At 43.5% G+C, this 20,040-nt stretch carries 18 protein-coding genes; 7 read left to right on the top strand and 11 right to left on the bottom strand.

Features of this window, described 5'->3' with window-relative positions; translation table 11 throughout:
* Positions 1-6: 6 nt before the first annotated feature.
* Both AABK40_RS11120 and queA read right to left on the bottom strand, forming a co-directional pair.
* Positions 7-693, bottom strand: coding sequence for a 2-C-methyl-D-erythritol 4-phosphate cytidylyltransferase (locus AABK40_RS11120; protein WP_338397089.1), 687 nt, complete (start codon positions 691-693; stop codon positions 7-9).
* Between the two features lie 391 nt (positions 694-1,084).
* Positions 1,085-2,137 (bottom strand): tRNA preQ1(34) S-adenosylmethionine ribosyltransferase-isomerase QueA, encoded by a 1,053-nt coding sequence (gene queA, locus AABK40_RS11115; RefSeq protein WP_332920064.1) that lies wholly within the window; start codon positions 2,135-2,137, stop codon positions 1,085-1,087.
* Positions 2,138-2,292: 155 nt separating this feature from the next.
* Between queA and AABK40_RS11110 the strand changes: the two genes are divergently transcribed.
* A complete protein-coding gene (locus AABK40_RS11110) occupies positions 2,293-3,537 on the top strand; it encodes an ABC transporter permease (protein ID WP_332920063.1) in 1,245 nt (414 codons plus the stop codon).
* A gap of 139 nt (positions 3,538-3,676) precedes the next feature.
* On the opposite strand, the gene recA is transcribed toward AABK40_RS11110, so the two are convergent.
* Entirely contained in the window at positions 3,677-4,714 is a 1,038-nt protein-coding gene (gene recA / locus AABK40_RS11105; protein WP_332920062.1) for a recombinase RecA, read from the bottom strand.
* A 266-nt stretch (positions 4,715-4,980) separates the two neighbouring features.
* Here recA and AABK40_RS11100 point away from each other — a divergent pair, with 266 nt between their 5' ends.
* The 6 genes from AABK40_RS11100 to AABK40_RS11075 all read left to right on the top strand — a co-directional run bounded on the left by AABK40_RS11100 (position 4,981) and on the right by AABK40_RS11075 (position 10,042).
* On the top strand, positions 4,981-6,009 hold the full coding sequence (locus AABK40_RS11100) for an aminopeptidase (RefSeq protein WP_332920061.1): 1,029 nt from the start codon (positions 4,981-4,983) through the stop codon (positions 6,007-6,009).
* A gap of 17 nt (positions 6,010-6,026) precedes the next feature.
* Positions 6,027-6,857 carry a DUF3108 domain-containing protein gene (locus AABK40_RS11095; RefSeq protein ID WP_338397088.1) on the top strand — a complete coding sequence of 277 codons (831 nt, stop codon included), beginning with the start codon at positions 6,027-6,029 and terminating at the stop codon, positions 6,855-6,857.
* Positions 6,858-6,974: 117 nt separating this feature from the next.
* On the top strand, positions 6,975-7,664 hold the full coding sequence (locus AABK40_RS11090; protein WP_332920059.1) for a response regulator transcription factor: 690 nt from the start codon (positions 6,975-6,977) through the stop codon (positions 7,662-7,664).
* Positions 7,665-7,770: 106 nt separating this feature from the next.
* Complete coding sequence (locus AABK40_RS11085) at positions 7,771-8,859, top strand: sensor histidine kinase (protein WP_338397087.1); 1,089 nt, start codon at positions 7,771-7,773, stop codon at positions 8,857-8,859.
* The gene (locus tag AABK40_RS11080) at positions 8,856-9,572 is read left to right on the top strand and encodes an RluA family pseudouridine synthase (protein WP_338397086.1); all 717 of its coding nucleotides are present in this window, start codon (positions 8,856-8,858) and stop codon (positions 9,570-9,572) included. Before AABK40_RS11085 ends, AABK40_RS11080 begins: the two co-directional genes overlap by 4 nt.
* An 8-nt stretch (positions 9,573-9,580) precedes the next feature.
* Entirely contained in the window at positions 9,581-10,042 is a 462-nt protein-coding gene (locus AABK40_RS11075; protein WP_338397085.1) for a low molecular weight protein-tyrosine-phosphatase, read from the top strand.
* A 70-nt stretch (positions 10,043-10,112) separates the two neighbouring features.
* On the opposite strand, the gene AABK40_RS11070 is transcribed toward AABK40_RS11075, so the two are convergent.
* The 8 genes from AABK40_RS11070 to AABK40_RS11035 all read right to left on the bottom strand — a co-directional run bounded on the left by AABK40_RS11070 (position 10,113) and on the right by AABK40_RS11035 (position 20,000).
* Entirely contained in the window at positions 10,113-10,712 is a 600-nt protein-coding gene (locus tag AABK40_RS11070) for a GNAT family N-acetyltransferase (protein ID WP_338397084.1), read from the bottom strand.
* A 144-nt stretch (positions 10,713-10,856) separates the two neighbouring features.
* Positions 10,857-11,426 carry a Crp/Fnr family transcriptional regulator gene (locus AABK40_RS11065; RefSeq protein WP_338397083.1) on the bottom strand — a complete coding sequence of 190 codons (570 nt, stop codon included), beginning with the start codon at positions 11,424-11,426 and terminating at the stop codon, positions 10,857-10,859.
* Between the two features lie 75 nt (positions 11,427-11,501).
* On the bottom strand, positions 11,502-13,862 hold the full coding sequence (locus tag AABK40_RS11060) for a TonB-dependent receptor (RefSeq protein ID WP_338397082.1): 2,361 nt from the start codon (positions 13,860-13,862) through the stop codon (positions 11,502-11,504).
* Positions 13,863-14,232: 370 nt separating this feature from the next.
* The gene (locus AABK40_RS11055; RefSeq protein ID WP_332920052.1) at positions 14,233-14,457 is read right to left on the bottom strand and encodes a hypothetical protein; all 225 of its coding nucleotides are present in this window, start codon (positions 14,455-14,457) and stop codon (positions 14,233-14,235) included.
* Positions 14,458-14,534: 77 nt separating this feature from the next.
* On the bottom strand, positions 14,535-15,272 hold the full coding sequence (locus AABK40_RS11050) for an SIMPL domain-containing protein (protein ID WP_338397081.1): 738 nt from the start codon (positions 15,270-15,272) through the stop codon (positions 14,535-14,537).
* 122 nt (positions 15,273-15,394) lie between these two features.
* Positions 15,395-16,447, bottom strand: a complete 1,053-nt coding sequence (locus tag AABK40_RS11045) for a hypothetical protein (RefSeq protein ID WP_338397080.1) — start codon at positions 16,445-16,447, stop codon at positions 15,395-15,397.
* Positions 16,448-16,851: 404 nt separating this feature from the next.
* A complete protein-coding gene (gene hemL / locus AABK40_RS11040) occupies positions 16,852-18,144 on the bottom strand; it encodes a glutamate-1-semialdehyde 2,1-aminomutase (protein ID WP_332920049.1) in 1,293 nt (430 codons plus the stop codon).
* Between the two features lie 8 nt (positions 18,145-18,152).
* The gene (locus AABK40_RS11035; RefSeq protein WP_338397079.1) at positions 18,153-20,000 is read right to left on the bottom strand and encodes an ABC transporter substrate-binding protein; all 1,848 of its coding nucleotides are present in this window, start codon (positions 19,998-20,000) and stop codon (positions 18,153-18,155) included.
* Positions 20,001-20,040 lie beyond the last annotated feature (40 nt).

The raw sequence follows: 20,040 nt of genomic DNA, 5'->3' as shown, positions 1-20,040 counted from the left end.
TTTTTTTTATCCGTTTTTTCGCTTCAGAAGCACCTCTGCAATCGGTAAATCTTCTGGCGTGGTGATCTTGATATTTTCATATGTTCCATCGATCAGGTGGATGGCATGACCTGCATGTTCGATCACGCTGGCGTCATCGGTAAAGGTGGTCAGTTCGGGAGTGTCGTAAGCGCCGATCAATAATTCCGTCTGGAAAGTCTGCGGCGTTTGAATAATCCTGAAGGCCGCACGGTCAACGCTATTGTTGGTGTCGTCTTGGTTTACCTGTCGTAGGGAATCCTTCATTGGAACAGCGACCACGGCATTGCCCTTTTGTTCAGCCACAGCGAAACTCTGCTGAATAACGGCCGTGCTTACGAAGGGCCTGACACCGTCGTGGATTGCAACCAGCCCTGAATCTTTAATGATGCTAAGCCCATTTTTTACCGACTGAAAGCGCGATGCACCGCCAGCAGTGACGGTTACTTTTTTATCGAACCGATGTTTCGTGCAGAGCTCGTGCCAATAAGGAATTTCTGCCGAAGGCAATACCACAATAACATTGATTTCGCTGGAATAAGCATAAAAAGCATTGATGGTGTGCATCAATATTGGCAGTTGATCTACCAGTAAAAATTGCTTGGGGATATCGCTTTGCATGCGACTGCCACTGCCCCCAGCGACAATCACGGCATATTTTTGTTTGTTACTCATTTATAGGATATTTTTTTGTCCACAGATTAATGAGATTAAAAGGATTTTGATTTTAATGGTTTGTAGGGACGTTGCAGAACTATGTTCGTGATTTATCACACCAAATAAAATTTACTCACGCCTATTTTTACCATGGAATGAATGCCATGTCTATTACAAAAAGTCTTTTCAGGACTCATGTGCCGAAGGTGCATTTTGTAATAGCTTCGGGTTTTAACCCAAGATACATAAGTGGGAGAATAAAATTTGATCAGTAATTGAAAATGATGCGACAGCCCCGCGTCGTCAGGTACAAAAACATTCGATTGCTTTCGTTTGTAACCAGAAAAATAAAAAACACATAAAAAAAACGGCAACCGAATCGACTGCCGTTTCTTTTAAATATGTTGGATTAAAGAATCAACATCGCATCTCCGTAAGAGAAGAAACGGTATTTTTCTTTAATAGCTTCCTGATAAGCTTCCATAACAAACTCATAACCACCAAAGGCCGCAGACATCATCAACAAGGTTGATTCAGGCATGTGGAAATTGGAAATTAACGCGTTACAGATTTTGAAATCGTAAGGAGGGAAGATGAATTTATCAGTCCACCCTTCGTTCACTTTCAAGCGGTTGCTTGCAGATACCGAAGACTCCAAGGCACGCATAGAAGTAGTACCGATAGAACAAACACGTTTTTTAGCATCCAAAGCACGGTTGACGGCTTCAACAGTTTGCTGTGTTACGCGGAAGTTCTCCGAATCCATTTTATGCTTGGTCAAATCTTCTACATCTACCTGACGGAAAGTTCCTAATCCTACGTGTAGTGTAATCGACTCAATATCTACGCCAACGATCTCAAGGCGTTTCATGATTTGAGGCGTGAAATGCAAACCAGCTGTTGGTGCAGCGACAGCCCCTACGTTTTTAGCATAGATGGTCTGATAGCGCTCGCGGTCCTCAGGGGCTACTTTTCTTTTTTCAATGATAGGATCTGGCAATGGCGTTTCTCCTAAAGTATCGATCAAATTGTAGAAAGCCTCATCTTCTCCGTCCCAAAGGAAACGAATCGTACGGCCACGGGAGGTCGTGTTGTCAACAACTTCAGCGACCAATTCTCCTTCGCCGAAATACAGCTTGTTACCTACACGGATTTTACGCGCAGGGTCTACAAGAACATCCCAAAGGTGTAAATCCTTGTTCAATTCGCGAAGCAGGAATACTTCGATTTGAGCACCTGTTTTCTCCTTGTTACCATAAAGGCGGGCAGGGAAAACTTTGGTGTCATTATTTACGAATACATCGCCTTCGTCGAAATATTCTACGACATCTTTGAAAATGCGGTGTTCGATTTTACCCGTATCGCGGTGAAGAACCATTAATCGCGAATCATCACGACTATCAGTAGGATGTAGGGCAATCAGATCGGATGGAAGTTCGAATTTGAATTCTGAAAGCTTCATGTATTACGACAAAATTTATGGGTTGGCAATTTCTTCAAGTTATTGCACATAAAAATGCAAGATGTAAATTTAATAAAACCCTTCCTTAGAATGTAGTATTTTGTAAATTTCTTTTTTTCTTGCAACTTAACAGTGCACTAATTAAGACTACAACCTTGAAAACGCTTTTTTTGATTTGGGAAAGTTTCAGATCTTCCCTAAATGCCTTAAAGTCCAATTTATTACGGACAATCTTATCACTTTTAGGGGTAACCGTAGGGATATTTGCCATCATAGGCGTGTTTACGCTGGTGGACTCGCTGCAAAATGGCATCAAAAAAAGTCTTGATTTTTTAGGGGGCGACCTCATTTATGTGGAAAAGTGGCCCTATGGTCTTGGTGGCGATTACCCTTGGTGGACTTACCTGAACCGACCAGAAGCTTCTTTTGCAGAGTTCAAAACACTTGAAGCCAACCTCGATAACCAGTCAAGTATTGCTATTTCGGCGGTAAAAGATGGGGTAACGTTTAAAAAAGGCAGCAACAGTGCGAGTGGAATGGTACTGCTTGGGGTTAGTTATCAGTATGATCAGATCATGGAGCTGAACATGCAAGAGGGGCGGTATTTTACCCAGGTGGAAGCCGACGGAGGGCGTAATGTAACGGTTATTGGTCATGAGTTATCGGAGCAACTTTTTCCGCAGGGAGATGCTGTGGGTTCTATGGTAACGCTTCGGGGCCATCGGTGTAAAATTATTGGCGTCCTGCGCTCAGAAGGGGAGAACTTGTTCAGTTTTGTGGATAAAGACAAAGCCTGCTTCGTTCCTTTTAAATTTTTCACCAAGCTGTACTTCGTGGGTAAAAACGGTGTGGGCCCATCGATTGCCATTAAGGGGTTTGATACAGACCCTGGGCTGATGAATCTTGAAGGAGAAGTGCGGGGAGTGATGCGTCGCTTACGGGGTTTGCGTCCAAAGGATGATGATAATTTCGCAATCAACAGGCCCGAAGCCATTGCGGGAGCGATTGATAATATCTTTGCCGTGTTGTCATTGGCTGGCGGGGTGATCGGCTTTTTCTCCATATTGGTTGGCGGCTTTGGTATTGCCAATATTATGTTTGTATCGGTAAAGGAGCGAACCAATTTAATCGGTATTCAGAAAGCCCTTGGCGCAAAGCGTTTCTATATTCTTTTTCAGTTTTTGTTTGAAGCCATGTTGCTGAGTCTTGCAGGTGGGGCGGTCGGGCTGGTGTTGGTGTTTGGGCTGACTTTTATACCGATATCAGGTTTGGAACTTGGGCTGTCGTTTGGGAATGTGATGGTCGGCTTGGTGGTATCATCCATTATCGGTTTATTGGCAGGGGTGATTCCGGCAGCCATTGCCGCAAAAATGGATCCCGTACAGGCGATCAGGCAATAGGGACGCTGCGTTGCATTCGGTGGCTTTGTTGATCCGAAGATTAAACTGCGTTCAACTTGATGTAACCGGTAATCGAAAAAGTTTAGACAAAAAAAAGACCACAGGAAAGTGGTCTTTTAAAGTGCTATGATTGTTGTTTTTATGCTTCAGTTTCTGGAGAGATTTCTTCCACCTCACCACCTAAACCAGATTGCGTGCGAATTTTTGCTTCCAGTTCTTCCATCAATTCAGGATTGTCTTTGATGATTTTCTTCACGGCATCACGGCCTTGTCCTAATTTGTTGCCCTCGTAAGAGAACCAAGAACCTGATTTTTGTACAATCTCCAAGGCTACACCCAAATCGAGGATTTCCCCGGCTTTCGATACTCCTTCACCATACATGATGTCGAATTCTACTTGCTTGAATGGAGGTGCCACTTTATTCTTCACTACCTTAACACGCGTACGGTTACCAGTGATATTGTCAGCAGATTCTTTGATCTGACCAATACGACGGATATCCAGACGTACAGAAGAGTAGAATTTCAGGGCGTTACCACCTGTGGTTGTTTCCGGGTTACCGAACATCACCCCGATTTTTTCACGCAACTGGTTAATGAAAATACAGGTACAGGCAGTTTTGTTGATCGCACCTGTTAGTTTACGCAGTGCCTGTGACATCAAACGTGCCTGAAGACCCATTTTGGAGTCTCCCATATCGCCTTCCAATTCCCCTTTAGGAACCAGTGCCGCTACGGAGTCAATACAGATAATATCAATAGCTCCTGAACGGATCAAATGCTCAGCAACTTCAAGCGCCTGCTCACCATTGTCGGGCTGAGAGATCAGCAAGTTCTCGGTGTCAATGCCTAATTTTTCTGCATATAATTTATCAAAGGCGTGTTCAGCATCAATAAAGGCGGCAATACCACCTGCTTTCTGTGCCTCTGCAATACAGTGCATCGAAAGGGTCGTTTTACCAGACGACTCAGGCCCGTAGATCTCTACGATACGGCCACGGGGAATCCCGCCAATACCCAAGGCAATATCCAGCCCTAAGGATCCTGTAGATATCGCAGGTACATCTGAAACGCGCTCATCACTGAGTTTCATTACAGTACCTTTTCCGTAAGCTTTGTCAAGTTTGTCTAAAGTCACCTGCAGCGACTTCATTTTCTCGGCTCTTTCGTCACTCATAATTGTATATATATTTCGCAGTTAAAATCTTCGTTGAGAAGGTAGGGTTTACCGTTCTAAAGTTGAAATTTAATAAAGATAAATTCAATGTGAAAGGTTTTTAAGTAAAATGTACGAAAAAACATCTTTTTGAAGTCGGGAATTCCGCCATTTGTATTTCTCCTCAACAATTTGTGCAATTTTCCCCATTAAAGTTTAGATAATTACATGATAGTTCAATTAAATCATATAATTTCATTAATTACCAAAAACAGAACTCAGGCAGCATGAAAAGGAATATTTTTTGGGTTGTAATGCTCGTAGTGGTCTTGGCTATTTGGAGTTACAGCGACTTGATCAGCTACGGTATTATGCAAGGGAAAGGTCAGTTGAAAGTACTTGTGGGTGCCCGGCCAATCACCGAATTCCTTCAGTCAGCGGATTACCCTGACAGTCTGAAGGCGCGTTTGCGACTCATTCAGGAGGTGCGCAATTATGGATTCGATCATCTCGGGATTTTTAAAAACGACAATTACACCAAGATGTATGATCAGCAGGGAAAACCAACACTGTGGGTTTTAAGTGCATGTAAGCCTTATGAATTATCGCCCCGTGAGTGGCGTTTTCCGCTTATTGGCAGTTTCCCCTATAAAGGATTTTTTGAATTGGACAAAGCCCGGGCTGAAAGGCGCAGGCTGGATTCTCTGGGGCTGGACACCAACCTGCGGGTGGTTTCGGCCTGGTCTACTTTAGGGTGGTTCAGTGATCCGGTGATGTCGAATTTTTTAAATAACAATGAAGGGCAGCTGACCGAGCTGATTTTGCATGAGCTGACCCACGGTACTTTGTTTGTCAAGGATAGTGTAACGTTCAACGAAAATTTGGCAACTTTCATCGGCCATCAAGGGGCGATCAGATTTTTGTCTGAAAAATATGGAAATAATTCAGCTCCCTACCGTAAATATATTGCAGAGTGGACCGATGAGCGCAAGTTCTCCAATTATATGCTGAGCGCGGCACATCAGCTTGATTCCGTCTATCAGCAATTTCCGGAACAGATGCCCGAGCAGCAGCGAAATGCGCTGAAGCAAGCCATGATCCAGCAAATTGTTGACCGAATGGATACGGTCAGTTTTAGTGGCGCAAGTCGTTTTCGTACCTATTTCAAAAAACACCTGCCCAATAACGCATTTTTTATGTCTTTCGTAAGATATAAAGAATACTTTGATGTTTTAGAGCAGGAGCTGAATGCCAAATATGGTGGTGATGTAGAGCGGATGCTGGAGGACTATAAGCAAAAATATCCATCGATGTAAAAATGATCCCAAAAACTATGATAGCATATTTGTTGACTTTGTTGGTGTTATGGATGCCGTCTGATCATGCTACGGCACAACACAGGGTGCTTAATTCCAGGGAATTGCACCTGACGATGCCTGTGGCTTTTGATTTCGGGGAACGGATGGTCTATCGGGTGCATTATGGTATTATCAATGCCGGAGAAGCAGAAATGCGCGTGGGTGATCAGGTGGAGTATGTCAATGGGCACCCCTGCTATGATGTTCAGGTAACAGGACGCACGACGGGCTTCTGGCGCAAGGTGGTTCGTATTCAGGATAACTGGAGCTCGAAAATCGATACCGCAAAATTACAACCCGTACAATTTCGGATGGACATTCAGGAGGCGGGCTACCGACATAAGGAATTATTGGATTTTAAATCGGAGATGGATACTGTTGTGCTCTCCAAACTCGACCGGAAAACGGGGGAGTTGCAGGGCAAGGAGGGTTTTAGTATTCCTGACCATGTGCAGGATATTGTGAGTGGCTTTTATTTCCTCAGAAATATCGATTTCAGTAAAATAGAAAAAGGTACCCTGATGGAATTTACGGGTTTCTTTGATAAAAAAGTGCATCACATGAAAATCCGATTTGATGGAAGAACGACCATTAAGACGGATATGGGCAAGCGAAAAGCCCTGATTCTGGTGCCTGTCATGCCGGATAATGAAACCTTCGAGAAGGACAGCCCGATCACGGCCTACCTTTCAGACGATGAGCACAAGATTCCCCTGAAAGTAAAGGCAGAGCTGCTGGTGGGTTCTGCGGAGGTAACGATCAAAAAATATTATCCGGGACATAAAAAAGCCTTCAAGAATCCTTAACGATAAAATAATACACTTTCTTTTTGATTTCAATATATCGCTTCATTCAGTTGGCTTTGGCCTTTTTTTAGTCCTGTATTTTAATTAATTTTGTCTTCTGAAAATATAAAGATTTAAATGGCAAAAACAGGCTATCGTGTGTTGGTGGTTGATGATGAATCAGACATCCGCGAAATTTTGGAATATAACCTTGCGAAAGAAGGTTACGAAGTAGAGACGGCCAAAAATGGCAGGAAAGGGATCGAAAAAGCCAAAGCTTTCAAACCCCACTTAATTCTTCTGGATATCATGATGCCTGATCAGGACGGGGTCGAGACTTGCCGGCAGTTACGGGAATTGCCGGAGTTTCAGAGTACCTATATCGTCTTTCTTACCGCTCGCTCAGAAGAGTATTCCGAGGTTGCCGCTTTCGAGGCCGGAGCCGATGATTACATCAATAAGCCAATCAAACCGAGAGCGTTGCTCAGCAGAATGCAAGCCATGTTCCGCCGAGAAAGTAAGATGACCGCCAATGCGGATCAGATCGCTATTGGTGGTTTACTGATTGATCGGGACAGCTATACCGTGCAGGTGGATCAGCAGGATGTATCTTTGCCACGCAAAGAGTTTGAATTGCTTTATTTTCTGGCCACTCATCCCGGAAAAGTGTTTAGCCGTGATGAATTGCTGAGAAATATTTGGGGGGCTGATGTTTACGTTTTGGCACGTACAGTAGATGTACACGTGCGGAAGGTGCGGGAAAAAATCGGTGACCAGTATATTGTAACGGTCAAAGGTGTTGGCTATAAATTTGAAGATATCTTTTAAGGCTTGAATGTAGGCAGCCATGAAAAATCTGATGAGGGCAGTGTTCCTTATCAGATTTTTTTTTATCATAGGCTAACAATTCAATCTGTCTTAACAATTACATAAAATGTTTTTTAATTCACGTAGTGTCGGTTTAGTTCTTGGTGCCATTATCGCCGTCGTAACGACCCTTTTTCTTTCTTTGGTGCCTGGTATTTCGGATATCGCCCTGTTGGTAGCTTTGGGAATTTCCTTTTCCTGTTCCTATCTTTTGGTGATGTCAACCATGGAGTTTCTGGTATTTCGGGAGCTGGGAAAGATGTACGAGGTATTGGATAAGCTTCATGCAGATGATTTTTCCCTGATCGAAGAACAGGTGGGTGAATCGACCAACCCCATCAAGCTGGCCAACAAAAAAATCATGTCTTATGCTTCGGCTAAACGCAAGGAAATTGCGGATCTGAAGCGGATGGAAGTTTACCGTCGGGAGTTTTTGGCAGATGTATCCCATGAATTGAAAACCCCGATTTTTGCCGCACAGGGTTTTGTACATACGCTTTTGGATGGCGCACTGGAAGATGAGGTCATTGCCAAGCGATTCCTTAAAAAGGCCGCCAAAAGCCTTGATGGACTCGACAATATGGTGCACAACTTGCTGTCGATTTCGCAACTGGAGTCGGGGGATGCCAAGCTGGTGGTTGAGCGCTATGATTTACGCGAACAGGTTGAAGAAATCTTTGATCAGCTGGAGAATAAAGCCGATAAGAAATATGTCAGTTTAGGTTTTTCTGAAGATACCGCCCCTGAGGTGCTGGTGTATGCTGATCGCCGTAGGATTGGGCATGTGATGACCAACCTGATTGTGAATGCGATAAAATATCAGGACAACAAAGCGGGCTTGGTGGAAGTTTCCCTGAAGGAAGAAGACGGCAAGATTTTGGTGAAGGTAACAGACAATGGCTTTGGTATTCCTGAAGAGGATGTCAAGCGTATTTTTGAACGCTTCTATCGGGTAGAAAAAAGCCGCGCAAAATCCAAAGGAGGAAATGGGCTTGGCCTGGCGATTGTCCGTCATATTTTACAGGCACACGGAACACAATGTTTTGTGAAGTCTTCTGTGGGCTTGGGGTCAACGTTCAGCTTTTACCTTTCCACAGAATACTTTGAAGAGCACGATGTGCAAACAGAATTAGATAAGGAAGAACAGAATATATGAAAAAAATAAAATTTAAAGACCTCATTATCTTTGAGGATGAGGACTATATCGCAATCAATAAGCCACCTTATGTGGCAACGCTCGAAGATCGCGCATCTTACACCAATATCCTGATGATGGCGCGGGAGTATTGCGAAACTGCACAGAATTGCCACCGACTGGATAAAGAAACTTCAGGGGTGCTCATGATTGCCAAGACGCCTGAGGCTTATCGTCATTTGTCGATTCAGTTTGAAAAGCGCAAAGTAAAAAAAATCTACCATGCGATTGCCGACGGCATTCACGAATTTGATGAGAAGGTCAATACGCTGCCGATTTATCCAGGTACCAAAGGAATTGTAAAGATTGATTTTGACAAGGGTAAGCCGTCGCGTACGGTATTCACCACCCTTGAGGCTTATAAATCGCATACCCTTGTGGAGGCCGTACCGCACACTGGCCGAATGCACCAGATCCGTATTCACCTTTCTACACTGAAAGCGCCCATTGCTTGCGATGATACCTATGGTGGCGCCCCTTTATACCTTTCAGCCCTGAAAAGGAAATTCAACCTGAAAAGAGGAACGGAGGAGGAAGCTTTGCTGAAGCGCTTTGCTTTGCATGCCTATGCCATTGAGTTTACCAATGTAAAGGGGGATCTTCAGAAAATTGAGGCGCCTTATCCAAAAGATTTTGCTGTTGCGGTGAAGCAACTGGCTAAACACCGATATTGATTAAAAGCATGACGAAGATACTTTATGTTTGTTTGGGCAATATTTGCCGCTCACCACTTGCAGAGGCGATCATGAAGAAAATGATCAGTGAAGCAGGGTTGAACGACCAGTTTGAAGTGGATTCTTGTGGAACTTCCGACTACCATATCGGCGAGTTACCCGACGCCCGCACAATGGACAATGCTCGTGCGCAAGGGGTGGAGATTAAGCACCGGGGGCGGCAGCTGATGCCCAGGGATTTTGAATATTTCGATTACCTGCTGGTGATGGATGATCAGAATTTCGCCAATGCTCAGCGGGTTCAGCCTGCAGGCAGTAAAGGGCAGCTGATGAAACTTCGGGATTTTGATACCGAGGATCGGGGGGCGGATGTTCCTGATCCTTACTATGGTGGCCCTGAGGGTTTTCAGTTGGTGTTTGACCTGCTGATGCGTTCCAATGCCCACTTTCTGAAATATCTTCAAAAATAAAAAAAGGTGCTTTTCGCTTTGCGGAAGGCACCTTTTTTATGATCAAGCTGACGTTGATCGACGCTGGAAATTACTTTGTTAATTCGGCGGGAACTTGTGTTGGGGCTTTCCTCATGATGTGCAGATCGTAATCTCCATATTTTTGGATATGAATGACCGAAAAGCCCAGCTTGTTGTAGATATTGACATTCTTTTTAGCGCCAGTTTCAAGGTAAACAGGTCTCCCTTCAGTCGCCATTTTATCAAGTATGGGAAGTAATAATTGTTTTGCGTGCCCCTTTCCCTGTTCAGTAGGAATCACCCCAAGCATATGCAGGTGGTCGTAATCTGATTTTTTTGGGAATTTGAGGTAAAGTAATCTCTCCAGCTCGATCAGCCGAAAGATCACCGGAAGCCCCATGCGAAAAATCAGCTTTAACTTTGCGATTAACAGCCTGAAGTTGAAAGGACTTTTTTTGTTGGTATTCCAGATGGCAACAGCGCTATTTTCAGCGTTGAGGTATATTTTACCGATTTCAATATTTTCGTCAAAAGTATATCGGAAAAGGTATTCCAGTCGTTTGGGGTTTTCCTCCGCTTTCAGTGCCCAGTGTGTCTGTCGGTATTCATTAAATGCAAGCTTGAGGATGTTTACGACAGTTTCCTTGTCTGCCCTTGTTGCGAGTCTCATGGTGTTTTATCGTTGGTTTGCAAGTAAAGATAGTGAGTTGTGTTCACCGAAAAATTATCATTTGATAAAATATATGCCTACTTGAAATCGATTTATTTGCATGGTGGCCAGGGCTGCGAAATCAGGAGGGAAATGTCGCTGACCTTATTTTTGTCGGCGAATTCTACTTAGTGATTCTTTGGTGATCCCCAGGAAAGAGGCCAAGTGAGTTAATGAAATCGCTTTAATGAAGTGTGGGTAATGCTTCAGCAGGTAATCATAGTGTGATTTAGCGTTGAGGGTTTGCATTCTCAGCAATCGGTCTTCCACCTCAATAAAGTACACTTCGACCATCTTGCGGTAAAAGGTTTCAATAACATGATATTGTGAAGCCAGTTTTACAAGATCTTGTCGCTTAATGTAGCGATAACGAACTGCTGATAAACACTGGATATTTTTTTTTGACCGATGTCCATGGGTAAAGCTTTGAAGATCACAGACGATGCTTCCTTCGAATGAGAACCAAATATTATATTCTTTATCGTTGGCCAGGGTATATTCTCGGAGTATTCCTGACTCAATAAAAAAAATGGCATCGCAGGTATTTTGCGAACGAAGGAGGTGTTTGCCCTTGTTGCAGTGCGCATGATGAAAGTTTGAAATTAAAGAATCATATGCCGCTTCATCCAATTCTTTAACTTTTTTCAGGATGTTTATAAAATCAGTATGAATCAAAATGTTGTGATTTAGGGGCAGATTAACCGCTCTCAGCACGATACCGATTTATCTGCCCCATTGCTTTCAGGTGGTTTATAGTCCTCCCTGTGTATTGATCTTCCGTTTACGGCCAGCGATTTTCATGTTGCCGAATCGGTAAGAGAAATTCACCGTATAAATCGGCTGCTCGCCGATATAGAAATTTTCTTCCTCAAATCCGAGTCCGTACACGTGGTTGCGGTAGCCTGAATAAACGATGTTCTGTGCTCTCAAAGAAAGGTTTCCTTTATTCTGAAGGATATTTCGACTCAGGGTCATGGTCAGTGCGTAAGCAGGGTCTGAAGTATTCTGCAGCCCGTAATTATAACCACTGTAATTGGCATTGGTCACCAGCTTGAATTTCGCAGGAAGTGTAAAGGTATTATTCCATTTGAAGTTGGTGTTCATGTTCGGGCGGTTGGGGATGTTGTAGGTTGTGTCATTGAAATCGATGTGAGTGAGATCAACACCACCAGAAGTTGTCCACCATTTGAACAAGGTAACATCACCACTGAGTGAAAGTCCATAAGTTTGTACCGAGCCCAGGTTATCGAAGGTAGAGACATTGGCCTGTAGTTGCTCGTCGAAAAAGCTGTAGGAACGGATCACATCATTGCCGAGTCGGGTATATGGACTGACCGACAAGGAGTATTTTTCACCATTCAGGTTATAGCTTAACTCCAGAGAGTTGGTGAAAGAAGGCTTTAGATTGGGGTTGCCTCGTTGAACATTCTGCGGATCTGAATATACCTCAAAAGGCGCAATCTGATCAATGTTCGGACGGCGAACACGGCGGCTGTAACTAAAGCCGATGGTCGATTTTTTATTGAGAGGTTCTACGATCGTCAGGCTTGGGAACAGGCTGTTATAACTGTAAGTAAAAGGGGTGTCCTGGCCTTCTTTTTTGATGATTCCGGTTTGACTTGCACGTTCGGCTCTTAAACCTGCCTGCAATTGCAATTTATTTATTTGTGTGGAATAGGTACTGTACAGCCCAGAAATTGCCCCGTTGTAATCGTAGCCAAACTGGTGAAGTTCACTGCCATTGAAGTTTTCACTGTTCGAGAAAGCATCAAGGTATTCTCCTTTGTAGCCCAGTTCCACTTTGTGTTTTTTATTGATGTTCAGCGTATAATCAAAAGAAGGAACAAATATCTGGAAGGTGAAAAAGTTGGAGTTGCGCTGATTCAGTGTTCCCGTACCACCATGCTCATGTTGGCTGTTACTGGTGCTGAACTGCCCATGTCCATCCATTGCCCAAAGATCACTCTCCAGAAAGCCATTTTTAAAATCCCGTCGGTAATTCAGGTCAAACTGATGGCCTTCATTGATATTTTTGCTGGTGCTGTTACCCAAAATGGTAGATTTATTCTGTGCATCTTCCAGGTTTTGTTCGAAAGGGTTTTTACCCTCTTGTTGCCATTTAAAATACTGGTAGTAAAAGGAAAGGGTGTTAACCGAGTCAATAAAATAATCGGTACCGATTTTGTATTGCTGAAAGCCTGAGTTTTCGCCCACGGTCTGATTTTGGGAAAGTACATTTTCAGTATTATCGAAAGTTCTTGTAAATCCTTTTTCGTTGACGAAACGCCTTTTTGCGGCATTGGCCTCAACAAAAAAGTTGAACTTATTGACCCGGTAATTAAAGTTCATGCCTCCCATATATTTATCGTTGGTTCCCAGCGAAAGGCGAGTAGCTCCATTAAAGCCTTTAATGTTGTTCTTTTTGGTGATAATATTGATGATGCCTGAAAGCCCTTCAGGGTCATATTTTGCTGACGGATTAGTGATCACGTCAATGCGGTCTACCAGTTCAGGGGAAAGGGACTTCAGCGCCTCTTCAGCAGAGAGCTGTGTAGGTTTATTGTCGATCAGTACCCTTACATTACTTTCTCCACGAAGGCTGATTTTGCCATCGCCATCAATATTGACATCCGGAATTTGTTGTAGCACTTCAGCAATATTGGTATTTCCGGCGATGAGTTCAGGCGTTATATTAACGACCTTTTTACCCAATTGCTGCTGTACTTTAATGCGCTCGCTGCTTACTGTTACACCATCGAGGACTTTATCCGACGGCTTAATTTTGATGAGTCCGACATTTTGATCAGCTTTTTTTCCTACAGAAACAGGAAGGCTTTTAGATTCATAGCCCATGAATTGAACCGTCAGCAGGTAGTTGCCCTCCTGAAGGTCTTTCACTATAAAACGACCATCGGTATCTGTGATGTTTCCACCGACTGTTTTACCGTCCTGTGCAATAATAATTGATGCGTAGGGTACGCCTTCCTCTGTGCTGGCATCGATGATGCGCCCTTTAATAAATCCCTTCAGTAATTCTTCTCCGGTGCTATTTGCCGCATTGGAAACCATCGGTAGGCAGCATAATAAAAGTAGGTAGAGGTATTTCGACATGTTGAATTGAGTTGAATAAATAGTTGTTTCCGTCTTTATTGAAAAAGGTGTGCCAATTACTTTATAGGCGGTTTTAGAGCTCCTATGGCCTATTTTGGCGGACGCAAAATTAAATTGTGTACGCTTCCGGACAGTATTATGGTCGGAGGCGTACACCTGTTCGGTGAGGTTGATGATTGATGGATACACACCGGCAAGTTGAACGATTGATTGAAGAATTCAAAATGATTTCAGTTCAGCGGGGCATAACCTTGATAGGTGGGGCGGAGCGGTGCGCAGGCACAAAAAAAAGTCCAATAATACTTAGTATCACTAAGGATTATTGGACTGTTATTTAGGTGGAGACTAAAATGGGGGGCCTCCGATGGAGTTAATTGGTATAAATAAGCGGCTCTTTCGCCTGCTCCAATTGATCTTTTTGTAATTGTTTTTCTAAGGTGTTTTTAGTCAGAAAGGGAAAATTAGCCTGCTGGTCGGGTGTCCATTGTTGTGGATTCGCCAATTCATTCGCATTATTTTCCTTGTCAGTGTTCAGAAAAAACAATCCCCAAACGATCGTTTGTACAACCCCAAAAAGGAAGATACTTTTTTTCATGTCGGGATATTTAATATAGGTAATTCACTTATTGTCTTTCTATTATGAGTAGTGCTTTCTAAGTTAGAAAACCGTAACTATTGCTCAAAATTATATAGAATTTTCACAGACTGCGTTACGGTGATGTTTGAAGGGGTAAATTCAGGGATATTACCACTCATTTCCATATCGTATTTTTTCGCCCCATTTAATCGCTGGTAAGGTGTTCCGCCAAACTGTTCGTTGAATTCCACACGGTTAATGCTGCCAAGTTTGAGGTCAGCGGCTTTGCAAATGATCAGTGCTTTTTGCTGTGCCTGCAGCACTGCATTGGCAAGCGCTTTTTCCTTGGCTTTATTGGCGTCTTTCAGGGCAAAAGAGACGTGAAAGAGTGCGTTGGCATCTGCCTTACTGATGGCTGAAATGACTTTTTTGATCTGCTGATTATCTAAAGGAAGTTGCAGCGTCAGTGCATGGCTGGCAATATATCCAACAATTTCACTTTTACGGCTTTCCTTGTTGTATTGCATATTTTGCCTGATTTGATAATCGGCGGTAAACAGCTGTTCTTTTTTCAAGCCTGCTTTAAGCAATGCTTCTGTGATATTTTCGGATTTGGTATTGAGTAAATCCAGTGCCCGGGCAAATATCTCGTCACGCCCTTCAAGGTTAATGGATAAATTGACAATATCAGGACTCGCAGAAAACATTCCTGTAGCTTCCACTGAAATGGTACTCTCTTTGGAGTCAATCAGTTGGGCTAAAGCACTATTTGCTGTGAAGAGCAAACTAACGAATGCTAAACCGAGAGAAATCTTGATCACTTTAAAGAACATATAATAATAGGTGATTGGTCTTTTGTAAAAATACGAATAAAATCTAAAACTATTTGCGTAATGTTGGTTTTGTCAAATAAAAAGCCTGTTGATCAACAGGCTTTTTGTTTTATGTTATTTTCTTACTTGCTGAACGCTTCCACTTCGTGGTTCAGGTTGGTGCTGAAAATTGGAATACTGATTTTTATAACGGCAAAAAATGTTTGTTTTTGAACACCTGGGCGCATCCCCATTTCGGCGCCGTAACCCCAGCCAAATTCTCGGTTGAATTTTCCGTCGACCCCTGCTCGGAACCCTACAGCGGTATGTTTAATTACTGAAGCGTCATATTCTACACCTTTATAATTGAAGTTCTCTATCGTGTTCCAAGGGGCGATCAGCACATCAAAATAAGTCGTGATGATCATGTCACTTGCTGTAGAGGCGAACGTTCTTGTCGGCTTAATTGCAAAATTCTTGATCCAGGAGAGTGATCCCCCCAATGCAAAGCCGAGTGACGACTGATTGGTGTATAATGACGGAACGCCATCAGGGAATTGGTTTGGATCGTTAGGGGTCAGGGTTTGATCGACATTTTCAGGTCCTGCGCCCTGAAGGCTCTCAATACCTTGTTTGTCCATAGCCAGCCTGACATCCATACCTGAACCTTGAAAATAGGGACCGAAACGTCCACCGATAATTTTGCGGACTTTTGAAGGAACCTTAATGTGATCAGGTACTTTTGATCGCCACTTGTTGCTGCGGCGGTAGCTGCTTCGGTAAAGGATCATCTTGGTTTCAGTATCCTTTTCAAAGTCTTTGATATGGTAAGTACCGATTAATTCTCCCGACATCGCCGCTTTGGTGACCGTAGGGATATTATTCACCGTCTGGATATTGTTCTTGCTGGAAAGGTCCTGCATCAGGTCAAATTTTTGCCCGTAGGATCTTCTGAAATTGGCCTTGATGTCCAGTAGGGACTCGTGGTAATACTCGGCCTCCAATCCAAAACCAACATACATATTAATGCTGTTGTATTCTGTGATTACGGGCTGAAGTTTCATAAATAACTTATTGATCTCGTATGGTTCGTCATAGAGTTCATCGTAAGTCACGCTTTTTACAGATTGAGCAAAAGCAGGAATATGAAATAGGAGACCTAAAAGGACGGTCGAGATAAAAGGTATCCGCGCCATAAGCACAGCTGTTGGGTTAATGTTGAGATTCATGTAATATTATAAAAATATTAACTTTAAGCCTCAATATACTAAAAAAGTGTGATAATCCATTTTTAGTATAAAAAGAGTATATGGAGTATCGTTCATTTAAAGACAAAGTCACCGAATAAGGGGAGTGAGCAGTATATTTAAATGTAATATTTGAGGTAAAAAAAGCGGTGTATTTAAGGTGTCCTATCCAATATTATTCATGGAAATCCAAAGTCGGTTTCTTTAAAGGCGACCGAACTGCCGTTCCACAAAAAGTCAGGAGTAGACTTGTGCGTAGGGATCGGAGGAGGGGAGTCCACCGATCGCCACGCACGTATCAGCTGTTGCATGGTATGCAATACTGCTGAAGTCTTATTTGCTCCACCGCTGTTTTAGGATAAATTTTTCAGTGCTTTATAAGAGGCACTGATAATCTGATCGATTTCTTTATCACCAAGGGCGTCAGAGATAAACCATGATTCAAACTGACTCGGTGGAAGGTAAACGCCTTCTTCGAGCATGGTGTTGAAGAATTTACCGAAGAGGGTCAGATCACATGCTTTGGCTTCCTCGAAATTGGTTACATGCTGATCGGTGAAAAATAGCGTGAACATAGAACCGATGCGATTGGTCGTGTAATTCAGCCCAAGTTCTTTAAGGTTCTTTTTAATCCCTGCTTCAATGCGTTCTGTTTTCTCTGCAAGACGGTTATAAAGGTCTTTGTCAGCTTTCAGCTTGTTCAGCTGCGCCAAACCTGCGGCCATGGAAATTGGGTTTCCAGAAAGCGTTCCTGCCTGATATACCGGTCCCTGAGGAGAAACGTAATCCATGATTTCGCGCTTTCCTCCATAGGCACCTACGGGCATACCGCCACCGATAATTTTTCCGAGAGTAGTGATATCTGCACGAACATCAAATACCTCCTGTGCTCCACCTGCCGCTAAACGGAAGCCTGTCATTACCTCATCCACAATCAATAGAATTCCTTCCTGATCGCAAATTTCACGCAAGCCTTGCAAATAGCCCTCGTGCGGTAATACACAGCCCATGTTTCCTGCAACAGGCTCAAGAATGATCGCCGCTACTTCGTTTTTGTTGGCCGCTACTAAAGTTTTTACAGCCTCAAGGTTATTGTAAGGTGCTGTAAGGGTATCTTTGGCTGTGCCGACAGTTACCCCCGGTGAGTTAGGTTCTCCCATTGTGATCGCACCTGAACCGGCAGCAATCAGAAAAGAATCACCATGACCGTGGTAACAGCCTTCAAACTTGATCATCTTCTCGCGGCCAGTGTAGCCACGCGCCAAACGAATGGCCGACATGGTTGCCTCTGTTCCGGAGTTGACCATGCGCACTTTTTCTATCGATGGGAAAAGGTCGGTGATTAAAGCGGCGATTTCCACTTCAGAAGCGCCCGGAGCACCGAAAGAGAGCGATGCAGGAATGGCTTTTTGTACCGCTTCCAATACGGCATCGTCGGCATGACCAAAAATCATTGGCCCCCAAGAGTTAATCAGGTCCACATAAGCATTGCCATCCACATCATACATATAAGCCCCTTTGGCACTTTTGATGAATAATGGATTGCCCCCAACAGCTTTGAAGGCGCGTACAGGAGAGTTTACCCCTCCAGGAATATAATTTTGAGCCTCTTCAAATAAGGCTTGGCTTTTGTCTTTAGTAATCATAGCTAAAATTATTTGTCGTCTGTGGAGGCAGTATCCTCCGTTTTGACGATTACCTGATCGACCATTTTAAAGTCACCATCTTCAAAATGAAGCACAGGAACGCAACGGTCATCGTTGGCGGAATAAAAAATATGTTTATTGACAAGGGCACCTTTTACAGGGCCGTCAGTGAGTTGCAATTGTGGACGGTTTCCAAATTCATTCATCATCTTTCCGAAAGTGAAAAGCGCTTCGTAGCCCGCGCAAACGAACTTGGTAGGGAACTGATTCGCCTTTTCCGTATAACGCTGTGCAAACGCCTGATAACTGTTGCTTTCGGTATCGATATAATTTGGCGCCATCAGGTAAGTGTCCAGTTTGGTGATGGCATCGAGTGGCATTTGCGGATTAGAGAGCCATGAGGCCTCCCCGATCAGCGAGATATTATCGTCGCGGGTAGTTAGGGCTGATAAAACACTTGCCGCAAGGTTGGCATTGCTTGAAGCCACCATCACCTGATCGATGCTGTCCTGTCGAATCACGAACTTTTCCTCAGTCGTTGGGGCATCCTCTGGCAAAGTTACCAGAACGCTGTCAGGAATGGCAACTTCTTCCTTTTCAGTAAAGTAGTTGATGACCGACTGCTCTTCCCCTTTTCTGATTTTCAGAATGTGGTTAATATGGTAATGTGTACTTTCAAGCTGTTGCATATAGTTATAAGCCGTTGTGGAGTCATTACTATTATCAGTGTAAACGATCACAACGTTTTGCTTGAGCGTATCGAGTTGCTCATCAAGAGTTACTTCAGGCATTGTTTTTTTGACCAATTGCCCTGCTGCAATGCCCACCGTTTTGCTGCTTGGCTTCATCAGGAAGCTGAACGGGTTTTGGGCGATGATATCGGTATTTTGGGAAATCGGGTTGATCATGTTGATCTGATGCGCAAAGGAAAATTCGGTTACCGCCTTTGATGGTCCAGGATAAAGCGGCCCGATGATCAGGTCTACCTTTTTCAGTGCTGGATCATTGAGGAACTCACGGGTTTTTGCTTCATCTTTGTAGGTGTCATAAGCCATCAACTGAATTTGAATGCCCATGCGGCCAAGCTGCTCTTTGGCCTGCTTCACACCTTCATAAATTTGCCACGAAAAGTTTTTTCTGTTTTGGTACTGATGGGTGGTGTCGTATCTGAAAGGCAACATCACGGCCACATGGTAAACCGCTTTTCTTTCGCTCTTTCTGATATCAGAATGCGCATATCGGCTGCCGTCAAGCTTAAAGTCAGCGACCAATTTAGCCAATAGCTCACGGTCTTGTTCGGTGATCGGCTGCTGAATAATTTTGTTGGCCAGTGCCTCGCCCAATCCTGCTTCAGAAGGGAAACGCTCCTGTAGTCCCTGAAGCTTGAACAGGTCAATTTTTTCAAAATTCAGTCCCTGAAAGGCTTGTGCCTGTTGTTTGGTTTTACTGTTTTTGATTTTGGCGAAATTGGCAAAAGCAGAGGCGTAATTACCTTCTTCAAGGTAGGAACGTCCAAGCCAGAACTGAACTTCGTCAATCTGCTTCCAGGAAGGATAACTGTTGCTCAGGTTACGGAAAGTATTACGCGCGACTTCTTTTTGTCCTGCCTGATAAGCGGAAAGTCCGTAGTAAAATTGCGCATACGGATTGATGTCAGAATTGAAGGCATTTTCAGTAAAAGGTCGGAAGACCTCCATAGCCATCAGGTATTTTTTGTTCTTGTAAAAATCCTTTCCCTTAAGAAAAACCTGCTGAGGGTTGCTTTTTTGTGCAAATGTAAGTGTTGAGCAACACAGCATCAGCAAGATAAGCGGTAAAAGGTATTTATTTTTCATGGTATGTGTCTTGGTTTCCATTGAAGTTAAAGGTTAGCTGATTGGTTACAGGCCACACCTA

This window comes from Persicobacter psychrovividus (assembly GCF_036492425.1).
Lineage (GTDB): Bacteria > Bacteroidota > Bacteroidia > Cytophagales > Cyclobacteriaceae > Persicobacter > Persicobacter psychrovividus.
This window is presented reverse-complemented; position numbering and strand designations above follow the sequence as displayed.